Genomic DNA, 21,576 nt, shown 5'->3' on the forward strand with positions numbered 1-21,576 from the left:
CCACACATTCCCATTCAAACGAGTCATCACATGCAGATCCGTCTCGCGACGAAAAACGATATTCCTTCTATTCTTGAAGTTGTGGCGCCGATTTTGCGGGCTGGCGACACCTATGCCATCGACAGCAATATGAGCGATGATGACGTTATCGCTTATTGGATGGCCAAGGACAAAGTCACACTGGTCGCCGAAGAAGACGGTGAAATTGTTGGCACCTATTATATCAAGCAAAACCAAGGCGGTGGCGGGTCGCATGTCTGTAACTGCGGTTACATGACATCCCCCAAGGCAAGTGGCCGGGGGTTCGCACGACAAATGTGCGAAGATTCTCTCGTCCGCGCCAAAGAACTTGGATATCGCGCCATGCAGTTCAATTTCGTGATCGCCAGCAACGCAGCAGCCGTGCACCTTTGGCCAAAACTTGGCTTTGAAATTGTCGGTCGCCTTCCCGGTGCCTTTATGCATCCGACATTGGGCGAAACCGATGCATTGGTGATGTATCGTAAACTTTGATCCCACCACAAATAAGATCAAAACATAACAAAGGGCGGGCACCTTCTGGCACCCGCCCTTTTATCTTTTTAGGTCCCTATCAGATCAGAACAGGAAACGAACACGCAGCGTGCCTTCGATTGACGCAAGTTCTTTACGAACACCTGCACCCGGTTTGATTTCTTCGTCGACTTCAACAACCACATAGCCAACCCCGCCTTCTGAACGAAGATACTGACCGCTGATATTCACACCACGACGCGCGAACACGTCGTTGATTTTCAACAGAACGCCCGGCACGTTGCGATGAATATGCAAGAAACGCGTATGGCTGCGATCCTTGACCGGCAGTGAGACTTCAGGGAAGTTCACCGCACCAAGAGTCGATCCATTATCGGAATAAGTGATCAGCTTATCAGCGACCTCAATCCCGATGTTTTCCTGCGCTTCCTGGGTTGATCCGCCGATATGCGGGGTCAGGATCACGTTGCTCATGCCGCGAAGCGGGCTTTCGAACTGCTCGTCCTTACCGGCCGGTTCAACCGGGAACACATCAAGTGCCGCACCAGCAAGGTGACCGCTTTCAAGGGCTGCTGCCAGATCATCAATCACAATAACATTGCCACGGGCAGCATTAATCAAATGCGCGCCTAGCTTCATCTTGGCAATTTCAGCCGCCGTAATCATGTTTTTGGTCTGCTCGTTTGCAGGAACATGCAGCGAAACAACATCCGATTTCGCAAGCAACTCATCCATCGAATTACAGGTCGTTGCATTGCCCATCGCAAGCTTGTTGATGACATCATAATAAATGACGTTCATGCCAAGCGATTCAGCAAGAACCGAAAGCTGCGTCCCAATATGGCCATAGCCGATGATACCCAACGTCTTGCCACGTGCTTCATAAGAACCCTTGGCATTTTTTAGCCAACCACCATCATGGGCAGCAGCATTACGCTGTGGGATACCACGAAGCAACATGATGACCTGACCTAATACCAGCTCGGCAACCGAACGGGTGTTGGAATATGGGGCATTAAACACCGGAATACCGCGCATTGCAGCAGCCGTCAGATCAACCTGATTGGTGCCGATACAGAAACACCCGATAGAGGTTAGCTTGGTCGCGGCATCAATGACTTCTTCGGTTAGTTTGGTGCGAGAACGAATGCCCAAGAAGTGCGCATCGGAGACAACGGACTTTAATTCGTCCGCGTCGAGCGCAGCAGGGTAATGGTCGACATTAGAGTAGCCGGCCTCTTTGAACATCTTTACAGCGTTTTCATGGATACCTTCGAGCAGGACGATCTTGATCTTGTCCTTCTCCAACGAAAGTTTGCTGTTCACGGCGCACCATCCTTTTTTTCGCGAGGGGCGACACGGGATAATCCCCGAGCCGTTTGTCAGGCCGTTCCGTTACGGCCCGTGGCCCAATGAAATAGGACCTTGAAGCGCGTCCGTCAAAGGCTTTCCCTTGCGTAAATATGCATTGCCCCTATCTTCTGAACGCATATACCGGCTAATGCGTACAAAAACAAAGGCCCCAAAAGGGTTAAGCACAGATCAAAGACCAGTATCGGATCGAATCAGGGGATCGTATTTTGCCTGCCGAAATCAAAACCGTGACCGACATCCATAAGATCGGACAAGCCAATTGGGACAAATGCGCAGGTTCAGACAACCCGTTTGTCAGCTTTGCCTTCCTATCGGCAATGGAAGATAGCGGTTCAACAACAGCCCAAACCGGCTGGCAGCCATTTCACCTTGTACTCAGCGATGACAACGGCACCATATCGGGCATTGTCCCGCTTTATGTCAAAGCCCATTCATATGGTGAATATGTTTTTGACTGGAACTGGGCAGAGGCCTATCAGCGGGCCGGTGGGAAATATTATCCAAAATTACAATCCGCTGTGCCCTTTTCCCCTGTTCCGGGCCCCCGTCTTTTGGTCGATCCCGACCATCCTGATCCCGATAGCATTCGCCGTATCCTGATCAATGGTTTGGCCGCATTACCCGAACAACTCGGTATAGCCACGTTGCATGTTACGTTTTGCAGTGAGGGTGAAAGCCAACTTATGGAAGATGCCGGGTTTCTGCGCCGGACCGGCATTCAATATCACTGGCATAACCGGGATTATCAAAGCTTCGATGATTTTCTCGGTGCGCTGAATTCACGCAAACGCAAAAACCTACGCAAAGAACGCAAACAGGTTCTTGAGGCTGGGTACAGATTTGAAGCCCTGCGCGGGGATGACCTTAAACCCCATCACTGGGACCGGTTTTATCATTTCTATCACGACACATCGGATCGCAAATGGGGGCAGGCTTATCTGACCCGTGAGTTCTTTGAATTGCTCCATGAACGGTTGCGCGACCGCACGGTTCTGGTTGCGGCATTTCACGATGATGACATGGTTGCAGGTGCGCTGAACCTGATCGGGTCAGAAACGCTTTATGGCCGGAACTGGGGTACGATGGACCGCGCCCCGCTTCTGCATTTTGAAACCTGTTATTATCAGGCGATTGATATTGCCATCGAACATGGTTTGAAAACGGTGGAGGCCGGTGCCCAAGGCGAACATAAAATCCAGCGCGGATATGAGCCGGTGATAACCCATTCCGCCCACATGATTAACGATCCCGCCCTGAAACGTGCCGTGGCGCAATTCCTACGTCAGGAACAAGACCATATCGCGCAGGATCGTGACTTTATCTTGGCCGAACACAGCCCTTACCGTCAGGAATAGAACTGTCTGTGGCCAGCATACAACGCAACGCCGTACATAAGAGTTACCCATAAGAAAAGGCGCGGTTTTGACACCGCGCCTTTTGGGAAAATCTGCTTTCTGATCAGACGGTACGTACGTCGTCCAGGAAGCCGTTCACATGCGTGCGAAGTTCATCATTGGCCGCGGCCAATTTGCCAACACTGTCAAGCTGACCATTGGAAAGATCACCACTTTCAGTTGTTGCATCGGCAACGTTTTTCACAGCACTGGAAATGGCGTTGTTGCCGTTAGCTGCCCCTTCGACACTGCGCGAAATTTCTTCGGTTGCAGCACCTTGCTCTTCAACTGCACTGGCAACAACCGACATCAATTCGTCGATCTTATGAATGGTATCGGCAAACCCGTGGACGGCTTCGGATGCGGCACCGGTTTCACTTTGCATCTCGGCAATTTTGGCAGTGATCTGCTCTGTCGCCTTTACCGTCTGAGATGCAAGGTTTTTAACCTCACCGGCAACTACGGCAAAGCCTTTGCCAGCTTCACCCGCACGGGCTGATTCAATGGTTGCGTTCAAGGCCAGAAGATTGGTCTGATCGGCGATATCACTGATCAGATTGACGACCTCGCCGACACTTTGGGCTGCTTCGTTAAGCCTCTCGACGCGCTCATTGGTGCGTTCGGTTTCCCCAACAGCCAGTTGCGTGATTTCAGTAATACGGGCAATCTGCGACGAGATTTCCGAAATCGATGCCGAAAGCTGTGCTGTTGCAGAGGCAACCGTTTCGATATTGGTCGAAGATTCATGAGCCTGTTCAGCCACATTCTGGGCATCCTGATTTGCCCGCACCGCGTGGGAACTCAATGTCTCAGATGCTGAACGAACTTCATCAAGGGCCACTTTCACCGAATTCAAGACATCCTGAATTTTTTCATCGAACCCAGCCGTTATGATCCCCATACGCTTGCCACGCTCGACCTGCCGTTCGGCTTCGAGTTTTTCCTGCTCTGCCATACGGGCCCGTTCGCGGGCATTCTCACGAAACACTTCAAGCGACTTGGCCATGGCACCGACTTCGTCGGAGCGCTTCATATCAAGGGTTTCGATATCGAGGTTACCCGATGCGAGGCTGCCCATGGCTTCAGTCATTTTTCGGATCGGGGTTGCAATCATACGCGACAAGGTCCCGCCAAACAAAGCGGCCATTGCTATCAAAAGCGCAACACCAACACCAAGTGTGACCTGAAAAATCCGCATTGCCTGGGCAACCTGATTTTCAACATCTAGCACCCGTTCATCGATGTTTTTGGCAAGTTGACCTGCAATCATACTCACGCGATCAGAAAGCTCGCGCGGTTCGCCTGATGCTTCAATTGCACGCGCATGATTCACCGTAAGATAATGCCGCATCAGCTTTGCTTGTTCGGCGGCGATTTCTTCCCACCGATCAATCGCACCATCCATTTCTTCGATTAGACTGGCTACATCCGGGCTGATGGTTCCATAGGTTTTAAGGACATCGGTACGAATATCGATTTCCTCCAGTGACTTCTGATAACTTAGAAGCCCTGCACGGTCGCCGGTGGTCAGGAAATAAATCAATTCCTGTCGCGCCATAAGATAGGAACGATCAAGGTTGCGGTAATCACGTTCAAATTCTGAAAGATAGTCGCGCTGTTCGTTGGCACTTTGCACTTTCATCGTCGAAAACATGCCCGCCGCCGCGACCATCAGGATTACCGCAATCATTACAGCAAAACAGGTTGTCAGCTTCGCAGGAATGGAAAGGTTTTTGAAAAAGTTCATGGCTTTTCTCCCTACTGACTGCTGCGACGTGCAAGTTCATTCAGATTGACTTCAATGGTCACAGCACCGATCGGCAGACGTTCTTCATTGCTCATGGTCATGTTGAGCTGCGAACGCCACGTATCGGATTCTTCGTTATATTCCGCTTCGTCAATAAAAACGGCATCAGGGCCATTGGGATAGGTATTCTGGAACTTTGCTTCATCCCCTTGCCAGAAATCCGAAGTGATTGAACTTTGCCCAACATTCAGTCCAACAGCATCCATGACAAAAATCTCGGCAAACAATCCACCTGATCGTGCTTGGACCTGTGTGAGGTAACTGGAAAGGGGGTTTGTCAGAATGGTGGCGACAAGTGGCTGGTCTTCGGCTTCTCGTTCTGCGCGCCATTGTAGATCAGCAGCATCGATCTCATCCTGCGACATATCTTTTCGAAGCTTGTTCTGAGAGGTTATCGACAAACCGACAACAGGGTTTTTCAACCACTCCCGAACATCTTTGATCATCGCATCGGTGATAAGAACATTCGGATCCCCCGGAAGCTCTGACTTTGCCGTCGCGACATAGGATGAACCCAATAGCGTTGCAGCAACAACGCCCCAAAAAATCATACTTTTCTTAGATATCATTAGCTTGCCTCCCAGACGTTATCATCCCGAGAATAAACATCCCTAAACTAAAGTATAGATATCTATACTAAAGAAATTTGACTTCTACAACTTAATTTAGAAATGGTGATCAATGTGAGACACAAAAGATTATTTTCCACATGTGTGATATGTGGATTGCGGGCGCCTCGACAAGAGCGCCATTGTGAATCTTTGAAATCCAGACAAGAAAAAAGCGGCGGAAAATCCGCCGCTGAGTTTGGTTGGGACACGAGCAAACTGCAGAAGATTACGTTGTTCCAGACGCATAATGCGCCCCTGCAAAGAACAACTGTCCGATACCACCTAAGCAGGAAGCGTGCCAACTTTTGAATTTTGTAAAAACCCCACTTTCTGGGGAATTTCACCCCCTACCGGTCCTGCCCTTTTGGGCAGGACCAAGACATCTTTGCATTTCAAAATGCAAAGATTGCAAAATGCGAATTATTATCTTTGCATTTTGCAATCTTTGCATTTTTGGGCATTCAAATCAACGAGGCTATCCAAGATTCATTTGGCGCGCTTTTTCTTTCGCGTACCAAAATTCAACAGGGCTGGTGCCTTCTCGATAATATCTTGGAGGATTGATTTTGCACGATCAAGGTCGTTACGCGCGGTCCCGTCAAGCTGACTGATATAGCGCGGGTCAGAGATCATCCGCTCTGCCTCATACAAGGTCCGCAACTCGCTTTGGAACATCTCACGCGCCCCAAGTGGCAAGTTTTCTTTCACGCTCATCACATGGAAAAACTTCAAACTGGTTTTAATCACGATTTTAAGCATCACGACCTGAAGCTTATGAAACTGTTCTTCAAGCTCTTCTTTCTTGGGATGCTTTTCCAGCTTATTCAGGCGCTCCATAATCACCAATGACAGCGCTTTGAAGTTGTCAACCTCTTCGCGGAACGGTCGATATCCAGTGATGTCCGAATTTTCCGCACGTTTTTCAAGCTCATTGGCCAACGCAACCAGCTTACGCGCACGTAATTCAAGCCGGGACAGGAATTCCTCGACTTCATTTCTAAATTTTCTTTGTGCAGCTTGGCTCATTGTGTTTTGGCATTCTTTATAAAACGGCGCCCGGGGATCACTTCCCCGGGCCCCAATCTAAACTGCCAATGATTAACAACATCTCCAAACCAGAGAACTGATTTATCAACCAGCCATCTCAGGGTTCTTTTTTTGCTGTTTTTTTCCACCTTCATCCTCCGGATAACGGAAAATGATGGCATCATCTTCGATGTCGACCAGAACAGCCCCACCTTTGGACAATTTGCCAAACAGAAGCTCTTCCGCCAGCGGTTTTTTAACATGTTCCTGAATGACACGGCCAAGCGGACGCGCACCAAATGCTATGTCATAGCCCCGCTCGCCAAGCCACGTCCGGGCGGCTTCGGTAAGTTCAATCGAAACATTGCGGTCAGCAAGCTGCACTTCAAGCTGCAAGATGAACTTGTCGACAACCATCTTGACCACTTCCGGTTTCAGGTTGGCGAACGGAACAACCGCATCCAGACGGTTGCGGAATTCCGGCGAGAAGGTGCGTTTAATCGCCTCCTCATCTTCGCCGATACGCATTTCGCGCTTAAAGCCAATTGGTGGCTTGGCCATATCCGACGCACCGGCATTGGTCGTCATGACCAAAACAACATTCCGGAAATCAACCGTCTTGCCATTATTGTCGGTCAGTTTGCCGTGATCCATAACCTGAAGAAGGATATTAAACAGATCCGGGTGAGCCTTTTCGATTTCATCAAGTAGTACAACGGCATGCGGATGCTGATCGACGGAATCGGTTAACAGCCCACCTTGATCAAAACCAACATAGCCCGGTGGCGCCCCAATCAGGCGTGAAACGCTGTGGCGTTCCATATATTCCGACATATCAAACCGGATAAACTCAATGCCCATCACAGTTGCGAGCTGTTTGGTGACCTCGGTCTTACCGACCCCGGTCGGGCCGGAGAACAGGTAGCTCCCGATTGGTTTTTCAGGTTCCCGCAACCCTGCACGTGCCAGTTTGATTGCACTGGCAACCGATTCAATTGCCTTGTCCTGACCAAACACGACAGTCTTAAGGTCACGCTCAAGATTGGCCAATGCCTTACGGTCATCGGTTGAAACCGATTTTGGCGGGATGCGGGCAATCTTCGCAACGATTTCCTCGACGTCACGTTTGCTTACTGTGCGTTTGCGTTTGCTCGGCGCAACAAGCATCCGTGACGCACCGACTTCGTCAATGACATCAATCGCACTATCAGGGCGCTTGCGGTCATTAATATAACGTGATGCAAGCTCAACCGCAGAACGAATGGCCTCGTTGGTGTATTTGACCTTGTGATGGTCTTCGTAATACGGCTTCAGGCCTTTCAGAATCTTGACGGTATCTTCTTCGGAAGGCTCATCAACATCGATTTTCTGGAAACGACGCACAAGTGCACGGTCTTTTTCAAAGTGACCGCGGAATTCCTTATAGGTTGTCGACCCAATGCAGCGCAATGAACCGCTTGCCAAGGCTGGTTTAAGCAAATTGGACGCATCCATTGCCCCGCCAGATGTGGCACCTGCACCAATGACAGTATGAATTTCATCAATAAACAGGACAGCACCGTCATATTCTTCAAGTTCTTTGACGACCGCTTTCAGGCGTTCTTCAAAGTCACCACGATAACGAGTACCCGCCAACAATGCGCCCATATCAAGAGCAAAAATCGTTGCATCCGCCAGAACTTCTGGCACATCGCCATCATTGATCCGGCGCGCCAGACCTTCGGCGATGGCCGTTTTACCAACCCCCGGATCCCCCACATAAAGAGGGTTATTTTTGGTACGACGGCACAGGACCTGAATGGTTCGGTCAATTTCGCTTTGACGGCCGATCAGCGGGTCAATTTTACCCTTCTGCGCTTTAGCATTCAGGTTAACGCAATATGCTTTAAGCGCCTCGCCTTCTGCCGGTCCGGTTTCTTCGCCTTCTGGTGGCATGCCCGAAACCGGTTCTTCGTCAGCACCACGTGGAATGCGACGCTCATTGAGCTCGGTCGCTTTGGCAATGCCGTGGGAAATATAATTCACCGCATCAAGACGGGTCATATCCTGAAGTTGCAGGTAATAAACCGCGTGCGATTCCCGCTCAGAGAACAACGCAACCAGTACATTTGCCCCCGTGACTTCTTCGCGACCAGACGACTGAACGTGAATGGCTGCACGTTGAATGACACGTTGGAAGCCTGCAGTTGGTTTCGGATCAATCAACCGCGCACTGATCAGACCGGAAAGTTCGCTGTCAGCGAACTCCAAAAGGTCTGAGCGCAGCCTATCAACATCCACCCGACAGGCTTTAAGCACTGCAAGCGCGTCCTGATCTTCGGTCAGTGACAAAAGAAGATGTTCAAGAGTGGCATATTCATGACGGCGCTCTGACGCATATGCGAGCGCACGGTGCAGGCTTTCCTCAAGATTGCGCGATAACATATGTCACTCCTTCTCTAAGGTACACTGCAGCGGATGCTGGTTCTGGCGGGCCAGATCCATGACCTGATTAACCTTGGTTTCCGCAATTTCATACGTAAACACGCCACATACCCCAACTCCTTTGCGGTGAACCTGAAGCATGATTTCGGTAGCCTCTTCGCGACCCTTTTCAAAAAACCGTTCCAGCACTTGAACAACGAACTCCATCGGAGTGTAGTCGTCGTTTAGCAACAACACCTTATACATGGCCGGCTTTTTCGTCTTGGGCCGTGTCTTTGTTACGATCCCCGTATTCGGCAGATCAACGCCGTCATTATCCTGTTCAGTCATCTTCTACTTACCGGAACCCTTATTTCCTGCATGAACTCCATGATAGGTCATTGCCACACTGTTTCAAAGGCCGCAGAGCAAATTGGCACGACTAAATTATTGTCTATCCACGATTCATTTAGGCTGAGATTAACCCGCTGCAAGATCACCCGACAAACTTCATAAACGTGATTGCGTTCGCAGCGCAGAAAACCGGCATTGTTTTAAAATTCTGACTCATAAAAAAACGGACATGACCAGATGCCATGCCCGTTATCACATTCAAAAGTAGATCGACTGAACCAGTCGACTTCGCATCATTTCGTCACAGTATTTGCCGCTTTGGTCATCGCATTGAAGCTATCTGCCATCACCGACATCATAATTTCCTGAACTTTCTCGCCTTCGGCAACACTGCTTTCATAGCAACGGTTCAGAATCCGAGTTTGCAACTCCTGAATATCCGACAGACTTTCGACCTTGGTAAGCGCGTCTATATCTGCTTGTGATGCTTCAATCTCACACTGCATCCATGTTGCAAGCTCAGTTCCAATGCCACCTGTTTTTTCAAACAGCGCCATGGATGCCTGCCAGACTTCCTCAAAACTCTTTTGCTGCGTATCTAGCAACTCTTCACATTGCGCGACCACCCGTGATCCGGCACCAGAAAAAACATCTGATTGCCCGGTCATTGTTTCGAACAGTTTTGTGAAGGCTTCGTTGGCAACCGAAACGCTTTCTTCAAGCGCATCATTACTGGCCGATACCATTGCATCAATTTCCGGCGTTTTCCAAAGCTGCAGATACGGTTCCATCGCACTTGGGTCCATAAACATCGCGCCAAAGCCAAACACATTGTTAGACTTGGCTGCCAGCGGCTCCGCTGCTTCTTTTGCGACAAGTTTCGGAGCAGAATCTGGAGCAGGACTTGCCTTCGACGCTGGCGCTGTTGCCTTAACAACCTCAGGCGCAACCGTTTTCGGCGCGGGCTTGGCTGCCGGCGTTGCTGCTGCTTTGGCTACTGGCTTGGATTTTGGTTTTGGCTCTGCTGTTGTCTTTGCTGGCTTCGTTGATTGCGCAGCAGGTACAGCAGCAACCTTTTTAGGGGCTGTCGCCAGTTTAGCAGCAGCAGGCGCAGCCGCTTTGGGGGATGTTGCGGTTTTGCTTTTCGTACTCACAGTACTCGCCTTTTCAATTTCAGAAGAAGATGACGGCGCGGACGGCGTGACCACTGCAGCTTTCTTTTGTGCCGCTGCAGGAGAAGATGCACCCTTTGCCGTTGTCCGCGATGCAGTTTTTTCCGCGGCAGAAGAACTTGATGCAAATGCTTTTGCCGACTCGGGCTCAGGCGCACTCATTTCGCTTGGCTTCGTTTCCGCAACCTCCACCTCAGGTGACGCGGGCTCTGGGCTAACGGCACCAACCGGTTCCCTGGCGTCCGTGGAATCCGTTTTTTTGACGCTATTGCCCACGTCAACATTGACGTGCTTGGCCGCCGCTTCAATCTCCGAGGATGTCATAACCACACGCTTTGGTGACGGTACTGCCTTTGACGCAGAGACCGTTGTTGACGCGGGTTTGGAAGCGGATTTCGCCTGATCTGGCTCGGAAACAGCCGAACGGGTCATCGTTTTGGCCGGCGCAGATACCTTTTTCCCTGATTTCACAGAGGAATTCTGTTTAGAAACAGCCATTGCCTCAACCTCCTGCCATTCGGGATATCGCCCTGAGGCGATGCTGCATTGCAACATAACCCTAGATGGAATAACCCCACAAGGTCAAGAACACTTTCATGACAATCGATCACTCCTGCCTTCAAAGAACTCTTCTTTTTAACCAATCAAATCCAGCAGCCGCCGTCCTCAACGGCAAAATCCCAATTTGAACAGATGCCTAGCCGGCAGCTTTGATTTCGCAATGCGGGATAAACAAAAATGGGCGCGCTTTTGCCAGCGCACCCATTTGGAATCAGATCATCGAATGAACAGGCTTAACGCAGCATGTTTCCGCGCACTGTGCGGTAGAAGGTCCGGGAATCGTCATTCATAATAGCGGCACTCTGCGCTGCGCTTTGCGAACGGGCTTTATCCTTGGCTGGCGGTTTGGGTAAGTCATTTTCGATACTCGATATCTCAGACAGAACATTTGGGAAAGTGAGTGCTTGCAGGTCATCGACTCCTGACATCCAAGTGCCCAGCGTCACGTAGCCTGATGAACATCCAAGGGCGACCCAATAAAAATCATCCGAATAAAGCCGAACGCCGTCACCCTGCTGTTGCGTTCCGAATCCGTCATTCTGGAGTGCATCGGTGACTTTAAGATAGCCATCCCGATCAATCACGTCGGTCGTGACATCGCCGCTAAATGCGCCAAGTGGTGCGGTAACCTCGACATTGATGTTGCTGACTTGGGCTGGCCCAAAAACGCGACTTGTCAGTTCAAACTGCTGGTTTCCCGACTGTGGATTCAATTCAAAAACACGAACTTCTTTATAGTAATCGGCATTATATATGATGCGAATCCGACCTTCAGCATCCCCCGCAGAACAGGCCACACGAAGATCATCGGCATTCAGATAAGAAAACCAGGTCGATTTGCGCACCAATGGATTACTGACATCACTATTTTGCGTAAAGGTGCAGCCTGCGAGCCCGACAGCAGCCAATGTCAGAACAGCCAAACTGTTCAAATTCGTACGCTTGATGTTTATCTTGTTGAGAAGTGGGGCGATTAATTTAACCATTCGATCCTCGATTTTTTGTCGGACAGCAGATATAAATAGGACTTTCGCGTACAAAGATGGCCGCTGCAAGGCCGCGTATTGATTAAGATGAAAATCGACGTTCTTAAACATTTGTTTAAGGCTGTGATGCGAGATTGATCATATTTAGTTCTTGGGGATGATCGAAAGCCGAGTCCGTATAATGCGTTTAATGACCCCGTCTGGGCCAAATGCAATGGCCAAAGCACTGTTTGCAACGCGCGCCCTCGGGATGCGCGGCTGTTTGGCTGCATTTTTGTGCCTGACTGCCCTTCTGCTTACGACCATACTTGCCCCGAATGATGCATTTGCGCGCACCTACACTGCGATGATCATTGATGACGAAAGTGGTGAAGTTCTCCATGAATACCGCCCGGATCATAAGGTTTATCCAGCGTCTCTGACCAAAATCATGACGCTATATATGGTTTTCAATGCCCTTGAACATGGCAAGGTATCGCTTTCAACGCCAATGAAAGTCTCCAAGCGTGCTTGGGGACAGGCGCCGTCCAAACTGGGGCTTAATCCCGGTGAAACGATTACCGTAAAAGACGCCATTTTAGCGCTGGTTACCAAATCAGCCAACGACATCGCCGTTGTCGTCGCGGAACATCTTGGTGGTACAGAAATCAAGTTCGCCCAGATGATGACCTCCGAAGCGCGTAGCATTGGCATGAAACGGACAACGTTCCGCAATGCATCTGGTCTTCCCAATCGCGGCCAGATGACTACCGCGCGCGACATGATCCAATTGGCAATCGCGCTACGCAAAAATTACGGCAGCTATTATCATTATTTTGCGACACAGAAGTTCAAGTTTGGCAACCGCACCTATGGCAACCACAACAATCTTCTGGCGTCTTATTACGGAACCGACGGGATCAAGACCGGCTATATCAATGCGTCGGGCTTTAACCTTGTTGCCTCGGTTAACCGGAATGGCAAGCGCCTGATTGGTGTTGTCTTTGGTGGCCGCACCGCACGCACTCGTGATGATCAGATGAAAAAGCTTCTGGATCAGGCCTATATCAAACTGACCAAAGAAGGCGAGATCACGGTACCGCGTCCGCGAAACAGCCCGGAAGACAAGATTTTGCCAGCTGACGCACAGCTTTTGATCGCCAAACGCGACACCATGCGCGAAGCCGAACAGCAACCGGGACGCATCGACACCCAAACCGTTGTCTCCCGCCTTAAACCGGAAACCACCAACGGCTGGGCCATTCAGGTTGGCGCCTTTAGCGATCAGCGCCGCGCACAGGAAGCTGTTCTTGCAGCAGCCCGCACAGCACCCGATGTCTTGCGCCTGACCCGTGCGACAGTAGAACAGCAGGCCAGCGGCACAGGTGTTGTATACCGTGCCAGATTGCTTGGCTTTGATGGCGAAACAGAAGCCCGTGCAGCTTGCGCTGCCCTTCGTCGTGAAAACCTTGCCTGCATCCCGGTAAATTCCGGCGACGCCGGTTAACACCGACAATCACGTAACTCAGTGTGCCGTCCTAAAATACGTTGACGGTTTTACTTGAGCCAGCGGATGATCATCCGCTGGCTTTTTGATGCACATTTTCTGGAGTTTGCATTTCCAGAGAGATGTGCGGTCGGATGGTATTGTAAGTATCAACGGCCTCTTTGACCAGTTTACGGAGATCCTCGAAAGTTTTGCACCGGTGTAAGAGGAACTCCTGTTTGAGAATACCGTTCATGCGCTCGGCCAAGGCATTCTGATAACAATCATAGCCATCGGTCATTGACGGTGTAATTTGATGTTTTCTCAACACCTCCTGATAACAGCCTGAACAATATTGGAGCCCCCGATCAGAATGGTGGATCAGCGGCTCTTTGGTGATCCGGTTTTTGATTGCTTGCTTCAAGGCTCCGACAACCTCAGAAGCGGCCATGCTGTGGCTCAGCACATGCCCCATGATCTTGCGCGAGAAGGCGTCTGTCACCAGTGACAGATAATGCACACCTTCATCACTCTCGATATAGGTGATGTCGCTGACAAACACTTGCTCAGGGCGGCTTGGCTTGTGCCCTGCCAACAGGTTCGGATGCTTTCTCATCCAGTGTTTGCTGTGGGTGGTTTTGGTGTAATTCTTTCGTGGCTGTACCAGAAGACGATGCTCTCTGAGCCAGTCAAACAAACGGTCACGCCCCATCTTGATGCCAAGACGACGCAAGTCATCCTGCAGCAAATGATAGAGTTTACGTGCGCCAATCCGGGGCATATGCTGGCGCAAGCGCATGACGCAATCATAAAGTGGTGCGAGCTGTTCCTGTCGTCGGCAACGGCGTTGCAACAACTGGTAAACCGACTGCCTTGAAAGACCAAAACATCGACAGGTCCGGCTCAGACTGACTTGCCCTTGCGCCTGTAATGTTCTCGCAGTTCGGATAAGTACTTTTTTCGCAGACCCGCTCCATATTCCTCATCCATGATGGTGATCATGCCATCCATCACCATGACGCGGATCCGTTCGTCTTCAAGCTCCCTTTCAAGGCGCTTGATCTTCTGTTCAGGCGTTTCTTTCAATGGGGACATGGCTTTGTGCCTCGTTGTCGACCAGTCAAGCTTACCATGTTTGCGCAACCACTTCAGGACAGTACTACGGCCCTGTATGCCATACCGCATCTGTGCCTGCTTGTAGGTCATTTCGCCCTTTTCGACCTGATCTACAACAGCCAGCTTAAAGCCCATATTGTAATCACGTTGTGTGCGCTTACGGCGCTCTATGCCTGACATCGACATTGTCATCTCCTATAGGTGACAACGTATTTCAGGACGAGACACAGATACACCAAAGGCCGCCAGATCACTCTGACGGCCTTTAATTTTATCTAATGCGAGAACGTCTGGTGAACCCTAAATCGCTTAGTGCCCGCCACCCAACGCAAAGAAATCATCTGAGGACAGTCCGCTTTTCACAAGTTGATCGGTGACTTGAACTTTAAGACGGGCAAGTCCTGCGTCATCGCCTGCTTCGCAGCGTGCCACAATGGCGGGTTGGGTGTTTGATGCACGCAGCAACCACCAACCGTCCTCGGTGCTGACACGCACACCATCAATACCGCTGACTTCTGCCCCGGTTTGATCAAGGCGAGCGCGCACTTCTTCGATCAGTGCGAATTTACGATCATCCGGGCAATCAATGCGGGTTTCGGGCGTATTGACCGCGACGGGCATTGCTTCGCGCCACTGCGCAAGACTTTTGCCACTTTGCACCAAAATGCGATAGAGACGGACCGCAGCATAGGTCGCATCGTCATAACCGTAATACCGTTCAGCAAAGAAGATATGGCCACTCATCTCACCGGCAATTGGTGCTTTGGCCTCAATCATTTTGGTTTTGATCAGCGAATGACCGGTTTTCCACATGATGGCATTGCCACCAAGACGGGTGACTTCATCAAACAAGGTCTGACTTGCCTTCACATCAGCAATGATCGCAGCGCCTGGTTGACGCTGCAAAACATCCGCAGCAAAGATTTGAAGCAACTGATCGCCCCAAAGAACATTACCCTTGCCATCGATCACACCAATACGGTCACCATCACCGTCAAAGGCAACGCCCCAATCTGCATTGTATTTTGCAACAGCGGCCTTCAGGTCAACCAGATTTGCTTCTACCGTCGGGTCGGGATGATGGTTCGGGAACAAACCGTCAATTTCGTCAAACAGCAAGTGATGAGTACCCGGAAGCTTTGCGGTGAGTTTACGCACCACATCACCAGCCGCCCCATTGCCGCAATCCCAGACAATTGTCATTGGATCGGGAACGTCACAATCAAGTTCTTCCACCAGACGCGTGACAAAGCGATCTTCGATATCAAGATCCGTTGCACTGCCCTGCCCGGTTTCAAAATCACCGGCAGCAGCAATTTTGCCCAATTCCTGAATTGCATCGCCAAACACGGACTTACCCGCGTTGACCATTTTGAACCCGTTATAGTTCGACGGATTATGCGAACCGGTCACCATAATGCCCGCATCGGTTTTCTGATCATAAACCGTGAAATACAGCATCGGCGTTGGACCACGGCCAATACGCACAACATCGCAGCCGGTTGATAAAATACCATCTGCCAATGCCGAAGCCAGTTCAGGCGAACTCAGCCGACCATCACGCCCCAAGGCCACACGTTTTCCACCTGATCGGCGCACCATGGTGCCAAAAGATTTGCCCAATGCCTTGGCATCAGCCACATGCAAGGTATCCCCGACAATACCGCGCACGTCATATTCACGTAAAACAGAGCGATCAAATTTGTGTCCGGCAGAATTCGTCATAACTTGGATTAGCCTCCGATAGATGCACGACCAACGCAGGAATAGCTGAAACCGTTTTCAGCCATCTCTGTCGGGTCATAGACGTTACGCAGATCAACGACAATCGGGTGGTTCAACGCATCTTTGATGCGCTCAAGATCCATCCCGCGGAACTCGTTCCATTCGGTCAAAACGACCATTGCATCCGCACCGTCAATCGTCTGATAGGCGTTGTCGCAATATTTAACGCCATCAAGAAGCTTCTTGGCTTCTTCCATGGCTTCAGGATCATATGCCTTAACCATCGCACCCGCTGCGATAAGCATCGGCAAGATATCAAGGCTTGGCGCATCGCGCATATCATCCGTGTTGGGTTTGAATGCCAACCCAAGAACACCAATGGTCTTACCTGCAACCGAGCCACCACAGGCCGCGATAACACGATCTGCCATGGCTTTTTTACGCTTGGCATTCACATCAACCACAGTTTCAATAATGCGAAGCGGGCTGCCATGTTCCTGAGCAGTGCGCACCAGCGCCAAGGTATCTTTGGGGAAGCACGACCCGCCATAACCTGGCCCGGGATGCAGGAACTTTTTACCAATACGGCCATCAAGACCAATACCTCGTGCAACGTCATGGACGTCAGCGCCGACTTTTTCACACAGATCAGCAATTTCGTTGATGAACGTGATCTTCGCCGCCAAGAAAGTATTTGCAGCGTATTTGATCATTTCCGAAGTTTCGCGAGAAGTGAAAACAATCGGCGTTTCGATCAGATAAAGCGGGCGATACAAATCCGACATTACGTCGCGCGCCCGCTCATCACTGGTGCCAATCACCACGCGGTCAGGGCGCATAAAATCGCCAATTGCCGATCCTTCGCGCAGGAATTCCGGGTTCGATACAACGGCAAATTCCGCATCCGGCCGCTTTTCGCGAATGATACGCTCAACCTCACGGCCTGTGCCAACCGGTACAGTTGATTTGGTCACGATAACGGTAAAGCCATCCATCGCCTCAGCGATTTCTTCCGCTGCGGCATACACGTAACTCAGATCAGCATGACCATCACCACGACGGGTTGGCGTGCCAACAGCAATAAAGACCGCATCCGCATCCTTGACCCCTACTTTAAGATCAGTGGTAAAGGTCAGGCGGCCTGCCTTGACGTTATTCTCAACAAGAACATCCAGACCCGGCTCGTAGATTGGCATGATGCCTTCTTCAAGACGTGCTATTTTTTCCACATCTTTGTCGACACAAATGACATCTGTGCCGAACTCGGAGAAACAGGCACCAGATACAAGTCCAACATATCCGGTCCCGATCATTGCTACGCGCATGGATGTTTTACCCTAGTAAGTGATTTCCGACCGGAACGGTCATATATCCGTTCCGGTCGGTTCAAATTGAAATTAATTGATTATTCTGCTGCTTCGCCCTCGGCGAATTCATGAATGAGCTGACGTACATCATCACGCATATCTTCACGGGCCAAAGCAAATGCCATTGTGGCTTTCAAGAAACCGATTTTATTACCGCAATCGAAACGACGACCTTCGAAATTATATCCATAGAACGGCACCTTCCCAATCATGGCGGCCAAGGCATCGGTAAGCTGAATCTCGTTGCCTGCACCGCGTGGGATATTCTCAAGCACCTCAAAGATTCCCGGATCAAGGATGTAGCGCCCAATGGCCGAAAGGGTTGATGGAGCTTCTTCCGGTTTTGGTTTTTCAACCATCCCACATGCGCTCACCAGGCGACCATTGGTGCCTTCGATTTCAAGAACCCCGTAGCGGTGAACTTCTTCGCGCGGAACATCCATCACAGCAACCATGTTACCGCCCGTGCGGCCATAGCTATCAACCATCTGCTTCATGCAAGGGACATCAGACTGGATAAGGTCATCCGCCAACAAAACGACAAATGGCTCATCCCCAACCAGTGATTTTGCACATAAAACAGCATGACCAAGGCCCAATGGATTGCCTTGGCGGGTATAGGTCACCCGACCATGCTCCGGGATCATTTCAAGTGCTTTGGCCAGCGCGTCTTCTTTCCCGCGCTCTTTAAGAATGGCTTCAAGCTCAGCAGACCGGTCAAAGTGATCTTCAATCGCACTTTTGCCACGACCCGTCACAAAGATGAATTCTTCGATGCCTGCAGCAATGGCTTCTTCAACAGCATACTGAATAAGGGGCTTGTCGACGACAGGGAGCATCTCTTTTGGCATTGCCTTGGTCGCGGGCAAGAAACGGGTTCCCATCCCTGCAACCGGAAATACTGCCTTCTTGATTCTTCTAGACATTCAAATCTTCCCTTTTCAACCGCCGCACGCTCATCTGCTTCAGAATTGCCCGCAAGTATGCTTCTGCCACAATTCCAGAACACGGATCAAGCAAGCGCGCGCATAATTCACGCTAATCTTTACATAGCCGTAACAAAAGGCTTCGTGCCGCATTGATTTTTGCCGCCAGATAGTCCGATCCACCGTGATCAGGGTGAACCGCCTTAATCTGAGTTTTATAGGCCCGATTGATATCTGCACGGCTTGCATTTGCATCCACACCCAGAATTTGACGGGCCTCATCAACATTCATATCAGCAGCGTTGGCATTCCCTTTGCTTTGGCTTCTCGCATCATCGTCGCGGCCGTTTCCTGCACCACCTGCACCGTTGTCTGCCTGTTGCCAATTTTGCCATCCGCTACAATCAGGACGGCGTTCAAAATAGGCTTCCAGAACCGCTTGGCTTTGATCGGTTGCGCTGCAGCATTCAACATAAAGCAACTGCAGGTCGTCAAGCCCCAAGCTGTCAAGATCTGCTCCGGCATAGTGTCCGTTCACCACACCACCGCGCATTTGCCCGGTTTCCAGATCAAGCAACATATGCAGAATTTCTGTTTTGATTTCAGACGTATTGCCTGCTCCTGCACTACGACTGCCAAAACTTCCCGGTCGGGCCGTTCGACGTGACACAGCGAATATCCTGCGAAAAAGTGGCCATAAAAAGCCAAGCTTCATGATCCGCACAAAAAAAGGTAAAGCAGCGGCCAATGCTGCGGTCATTGCGGCGATTTTCCCGGTCAGGAGAAGCCACCCTGCCAATAAGATCAACAGGATGATGATGACGAACAGACCAATTTTGCGGACATTTTTGGGTTCGGCTTCTGTCATCCAGCGAATGAAAAAGCCAACACCGACAAAAAGTGCAATCCCGATCAACACCCAGGACATCAGGATTTTTTCCGCAATTGATAGCCAAGTTTCAGAACGTCGTCTGACCCTGTTTTTTTCTGATAGTCGGAAAGACCATTTTGCCCGCCAACGGCATAACTTGCCACCGCGCCCAGAAGATCGCGAAGCTTTTTGGCCGAACTGGCATCAAACTGCATAAAGGCACCATCGGTGATCCGGGCTATTTCGCCAAAGGCAAAACTAGCATCCCGATCATATCCCTCCTGGAACATAAATGTCTTTACCCCCTTAAGGGCAAGTTTGCCGGCGATCGGGGCAAGATGGTCGGGATTTTCTTCGATACAATCGCCAACATAAATCAGCGCATCGACTTTGCCATTGGCCGATTCTCGTTCGACATGGGCCAAGACCCGTTCGATTTGGGTATGACCCGCGTGGCAACTGACCTTTGAAATGTAATTACGTAATGACTTTGCATTCCGACACCAACCACTTGCCTTGCATTCCGATAGCCCGCGAAAGAAAACAAGCTGGATATCAAGTGCCCCAACGCCATCCACCGCATCAAACATTTCTGCCTGAATTTCAGCAGCCCGATCCCAGCTTGGCTGACGGCTGGCCGTTGCATCCATGGCAAAGATCAACCGTCCTTGTGACGGTCCGGATGCCGGGGCAGACACAGACAGCCCCCTTGCCTGGCTTAGGAAGTCTTCGACTTCCTGCCGGTTGGATGTTTCGGAAATGATATCTTTGCGTGCCAAGGATAACCTGCCTGCTAAACGTTCCGAGAAGACACAGCTACGTGCCCTTTAAGATATAGGCCGGGAACGGTCAGATCGGCAACTCTTCCCCTTCGGCGGGTTTGAACCCGATCACTTCAAGCAGGGATCGAACTTCCTGACGGGCTGCCATATGGGACATGCTCATCGGGATACCCACCCCTTTTTCACGCAGATCAAGCAAAGTCAGCCCCTTGAGGAACAATTCACGATAAATCACACGTTCCCCAAAGCCCGGCGCCGAACGGAACCGGATGCGACTGCCCAGCTTTTCGACAATTTCGGCGATGTCACGTTTATTGCGCGCATCCAAATGCGAAAGCCGGTTGCGCATGACGATCCAGTCAATTGTACCGCCATCAATACCCGCACGACGTTTGCGCGCATCCCACACCATTTCTGCATAGATGCTTGGCCCTTTGATATCAAGGGTATCGGGATCAATCCGGGCAAGCATATCAAGATCAATGAAACTGTCATTGATCGGGGTAATCAGGGTATCCGCACAGGCATGCGCCAAACGCGAAAGATAGTTATCGCTACCCGGACAATCCATCACGACAAATTTGCAAGACAGAACCATTTCGCCAAGGGCCGTCGTAAAGCGATTGCGTTCATCGATCTTGGCTTCATTGGCATCCGGCAATTCGCTGCGATAAATCGGGCGGTGATCCGGAAGCGGAAGATGTAGACCTTTTCTGTCATTAAAGGCCGTGCGGTTTTCGACATAGCGCGTCAAAGTCCCCTGCCGCGCATCGATATCAAGCGACCCGACCTTGAACCCCATCTTCATCAAGGACACGATCAGATGCATGGCCGTGGTCGACTTGCCCGACCCGCCTTTTTCATTACCAATAACGATCACATGGGCGCGGTTGGACGGCGGTTGTTTGTCCGTCGCGGTTTGCGGGCCTGCGCTTTCCCCGCCCGCGCTGGTCTCTTGCACCGTCATGATTGTTTGCTCCGTTATTCAGGCTTATTCATCGTGTCCCCATGACCAATCTCCCCAATGAGCCACTTTGACGCTAAAAATCAAGGCAAAAGAAACCCATCTGACAGAAGTCTTATGACTGACCACTAGCTAATCTATGTGCACAAAGGTAAAGAT

19 protein-coding genes are annotated in these 21,576 nt (G+C 50.6%); 4 read left to right on the top strand and 15 right to left on the bottom strand.

Translation table 11 applies throughout. The annotated features are described in order from the left end of the window. The first annotated feature begins 30 nt into the window (after positions 1 to 30). Positions 31 to 513, top strand: a complete 483-nt coding sequence (locus ACQ0MK_RS09530) for an N-acetyltransferase family protein (protein WP_430475803.1) — start codon at positions 31 to 33, stop codon at positions 511 to 513. An 84-nt stretch (positions 514 to 597) separates the two neighbouring features. On the opposite strand, the gene serA is transcribed toward ACQ0MK_RS09530, so the two are convergent. After that, on the bottom strand, positions 598 to 1,839 hold the full coding sequence (serA, locus tag ACQ0MK_RS09535; RefSeq protein WP_430475804.1) for a phosphoglycerate dehydrogenase: 1,242 nt from the start codon (positions 1,837 to 1,839) through the stop codon (positions 598 to 600). A gap of 254 nt (positions 1,840 to 2,093) precedes the next feature. On the opposite strand from serA, the gene ACQ0MK_RS09540 reads away from it, so the two are divergent. Beyond that, entirely contained in the window at positions 2,094 to 3,242 is a 1,149-nt protein-coding gene (locus tag ACQ0MK_RS09540; RefSeq protein ID WP_430475805.1) for a GNAT family N-acetyltransferase, read from the top strand. Positions 3,243 to 3,345: 103 nt separating this feature from the next. Here the strand turns inward: ACQ0MK_RS09540 and ACQ0MK_RS09545 are convergent, their stop codons facing one another. From ACQ0MK_RS09545 to ACQ0MK_RS09570, 6 genes are all read right to left on the bottom strand, one after another. Then, positions 3,346 to 5,028, bottom strand: coding sequence for a methyl-accepting chemotaxis protein (locus tag ACQ0MK_RS09545; RefSeq protein ID WP_430475806.1), 1,683 nt, complete (start codon positions 5,026 to 5,028; stop codon positions 3,346 to 3,348). Between the two features lie 11 nt (positions 5,029 to 5,039). After that, positions 5,040 to 5,657, bottom strand: a complete 618-nt coding sequence (locus ACQ0MK_RS09550; protein ID WP_430475807.1) for a hypothetical protein — start codon at positions 5,655 to 5,657, stop codon at positions 5,040 to 5,042. 528 nt (positions 5,658 to 6,185) lie between these two features. Further along, complete coding sequence (locus tag ACQ0MK_RS09555; RefSeq protein WP_430475808.1) at positions 6,186 to 6,725, bottom strand: hypothetical protein; 540 nt, start codon at positions 6,723 to 6,725, stop codon at positions 6,186 to 6,188. A gap of 105 nt (positions 6,726 to 6,830) precedes the next feature. Beyond that, a complete protein-coding gene (clpA, locus tag ACQ0MK_RS09560) occupies positions 6,831 to 9,149 on the bottom strand; it encodes an ATP-dependent Clp protease ATP-binding subunit ClpA (RefSeq protein WP_430475809.1) in 2,319 nt (772 codons plus the stop codon). Between the two features lie 3 nt (positions 9,150 to 9,152). Continuing rightward, positions 9,153 to 9,479, bottom strand: a complete 327-nt coding sequence (gene clpS / locus ACQ0MK_RS09565) for an ATP-dependent Clp protease adapter ClpS (protein ID WP_430475810.1) — start codon at positions 9,477 to 9,479, stop codon at positions 9,153 to 9,155. 296 nt (positions 9,480 to 9,775) lie between these two features. Continuing rightward, positions 9,776 to 10,636: a phasin family protein gene (locus tag ACQ0MK_RS09570; RefSeq protein ID WP_430475811.1), complete on the bottom strand. Its 861-nt coding sequence runs from the start codon at positions 10,634 to 10,636 to the stop codon at positions 9,776 to 9,778. Between ACQ0MK_RS09570 and ACQ0MK_RS09575 the strand changes: the two genes are divergently transcribed. Next, complete coding sequence (locus ACQ0MK_RS09575; protein WP_430475812.1) at positions 10,620 to 11,057, top strand: hypothetical protein; 438 nt, start codon at positions 10,620 to 10,622, stop codon at positions 11,055 to 11,057. The genes ACQ0MK_RS09570 and ACQ0MK_RS09575 overlap by 17 nt on opposite strands. 391 nt (positions 11,058 to 11,448) lie before the next feature. Here the strand turns inward: ACQ0MK_RS09575 and ACQ0MK_RS09580 are convergent, their stop codons facing one another. Continuing rightward, the gene (locus tag ACQ0MK_RS09580; protein WP_430475813.1) at positions 11,449 to 12,201 is read right to left on the bottom strand and encodes a hypothetical protein; all 753 of its coding nucleotides are present in this window, start codon (positions 12,199 to 12,201) and stop codon (positions 11,449 to 11,451) included. A gap of 214 nt (positions 12,202 to 12,415) precedes the next feature. Here ACQ0MK_RS09580 and ACQ0MK_RS09585 point away from each other — a divergent pair, with 214 nt between their 5' ends. Continuing rightward, positions 12,416 to 13,687, top strand: coding sequence for a serine hydrolase (locus tag ACQ0MK_RS09585; RefSeq protein ID WP_430475814.1), 1,272 nt, complete (start codon positions 12,416 to 12,418; stop codon positions 13,685 to 13,687). Between the two features lie 70 nt (positions 13,688 to 13,757). Here the strand turns inward: ACQ0MK_RS09585 and ACQ0MK_RS09590 are convergent. The 7 genes from ACQ0MK_RS09590 to ACQ0MK_RS09620 all read right to left on the bottom strand — a co-directional run bounded on the left by ACQ0MK_RS09590 (position 13,758) and on the right by ACQ0MK_RS09620 (position 21,420). Continuing rightward, positions 13,758 to 14,968 (bottom strand): IS3 family transposase gene (locus tag ACQ0MK_RS09590; protein ID WP_430474919.1). Its coding sequence is split into 2 segments (ribosomal slippage): positions 13,758 to 14,629 and positions 14,629 to 14,968, totalling 1,212 coding nucleotides; the frame shifts between segments, so codons are not numbered across the junction. Positions 14,969 to 15,091: 123 nt separating this feature from the next. Continuing rightward, complete coding sequence (pgmG, locus tag ACQ0MK_RS09595; RefSeq protein WP_430475815.1) at positions 15,092 to 16,507, bottom strand: phosphoglucomutase/phosphomannomutase PgmG; 1,416 nt, start codon at positions 16,505 to 16,507, stop codon at positions 15,092 to 15,094. Positions 16,508 to 16,515: 8 nt separating this feature from the next. After that, positions 16,516 to 17,832, bottom strand: a complete 1,317-nt coding sequence (locus ACQ0MK_RS09600) for a UDP-glucose dehydrogenase family protein (protein ID WP_430475816.1) — start codon at positions 17,830 to 17,832, stop codon at positions 16,516 to 16,518. An 80-nt stretch (positions 17,833 to 17,912) separates the two neighbouring features. After that, a complete protein-coding gene (gene galU / locus ACQ0MK_RS09605) occupies positions 17,913 to 18,800 on the bottom strand; it encodes a UTP--glucose-1-phosphate uridylyltransferase GalU (RefSeq protein WP_430475817.1) in 888 nt (295 codons plus the stop codon). 112 nt (positions 18,801 to 18,912) lie between these two features. Further along, a complete protein-coding gene (locus ACQ0MK_RS09610) occupies positions 18,913 to 19,728 on the bottom strand; it encodes a J domain-containing protein (protein ID WP_430475818.1) in 816 nt (271 codons plus the stop codon). Continuing rightward, on the bottom strand, positions 19,728 to 20,450 hold the full coding sequence (locus ACQ0MK_RS09615) for a VWA domain-containing protein (protein ID WP_430475819.1): 723 nt from the start codon (positions 20,448 to 20,450) through the stop codon (positions 19,728 to 19,730). The genes ACQ0MK_RS09610 and ACQ0MK_RS09615 overlap by 1 nt, the downstream gene beginning before the upstream one ends. A 70-nt stretch (positions 20,451 to 20,520) precedes the next feature. Beyond that, positions 20,521 to 21,420: a division plane positioning ATPase MipZ gene (locus ACQ0MK_RS09620; RefSeq protein WP_430475820.1), complete on the bottom strand. Its 900-nt coding sequence runs from the start codon at positions 21,418 to 21,420 to the stop codon at positions 20,521 to 20,523. Positions 21,421 to 21,576 lie beyond the last annotated feature (156 nt).

The organism is Thalassospira lucentensis, assembly GCF_050516545.1.
Classification (GTDB): Bacteria; Pseudomonadota; Alphaproteobacteria; order Rhodospirillales; family Thalassospiraceae; genus Thalassospira; species Thalassospira lucentensis_C.

Excerpts from the sequence above, each read along its gene's own strand:
- ACQ0MK_RS09530 (WP_430475803.1), top strand. The coding sequence starts at position 31 with ATGCAGATCCGTCTCGCGACGAAAAACGATATTCCTTCTATTCTTGAA.
- ACQ0MK_RS09545 (WP_430475806.1), bottom strand. The coding sequence starts at position 5,028 with ATGAACTTTTTCAAAAACCTTTCCATTCCTGCGAAGCTGACAACCTGT.
- ACQ0MK_RS09550 (WP_430475807.1), bottom strand. The coding sequence starts at position 5,657 with ATGATATCTAAGAAAAGTATGATTTTTTGGGGCGTTGTTGCTGCAACG.
- ACQ0MK_RS09555 (WP_430475808.1), bottom strand. The coding sequence starts at position 6,725 with ATGAGCCAAGCTGCACAAAGAAAATTTAGAAATGAAGTCGAGGAATTC.
- clpA (WP_430475809.1), bottom strand. The coding sequence starts at position 9,149 with ATGTTATCGCGCAATCTTGAGGAAAGCCTGCACCGTGCGCTCGCATAT.
- clpS (WP_430475810.1), bottom strand. The coding sequence starts at position 9,479 with ATGACTGAACAGGATAATGACGGCGTTGATCTGCCGAATACGGGGATC.
- ACQ0MK_RS09580 (WP_430475813.1), bottom strand. The coding sequence starts at position 12,201 with ATGGTTAAATTAATCGCCCCACTTCTCAACAAGATAAACATCAAGCGT.
- ACQ0MK_RS09585 (WP_430475814.1), top strand. The coding sequence starts at position 12,416 with ATGGCCAAAGCACTGTTTGCAACGCGCGCCCTCGGGATGCGCGGCTGT.
- pgmG (WP_430475815.1), bottom strand. The coding sequence starts at position 16,507 with ATGACGAATTCTGCCGGACACAAATTTGATCGCTCTGTTTTACGTGAA.
- ACQ0MK_RS09600 (WP_430475816.1), bottom strand. The coding sequence starts at position 17,832 with ATGCGCGTAGCAATGATCGGGACCGGATATGTTGGACTTGTATCTGGT.
- galU (WP_430475817.1), bottom strand. The coding sequence starts at position 18,800 with ATGTCTAGAAGAATCAAGAAGGCAGTATTTCCGGTTGCAGGGATGGGA.
- ACQ0MK_RS09610 (WP_430475818.1), bottom strand. The coding sequence starts at position 19,728 with ATGTCCTGGGTGTTGATCGGGATTGCACTTTTTGTCGGTGTTGGCTTT.
- ACQ0MK_RS09620 (WP_430475820.1), bottom strand. The coding sequence starts at position 21,420 with ATGACGGTGCAAGAGACCAGCGCGGGCGGGGAAAGCGCAGGCCCGCAA.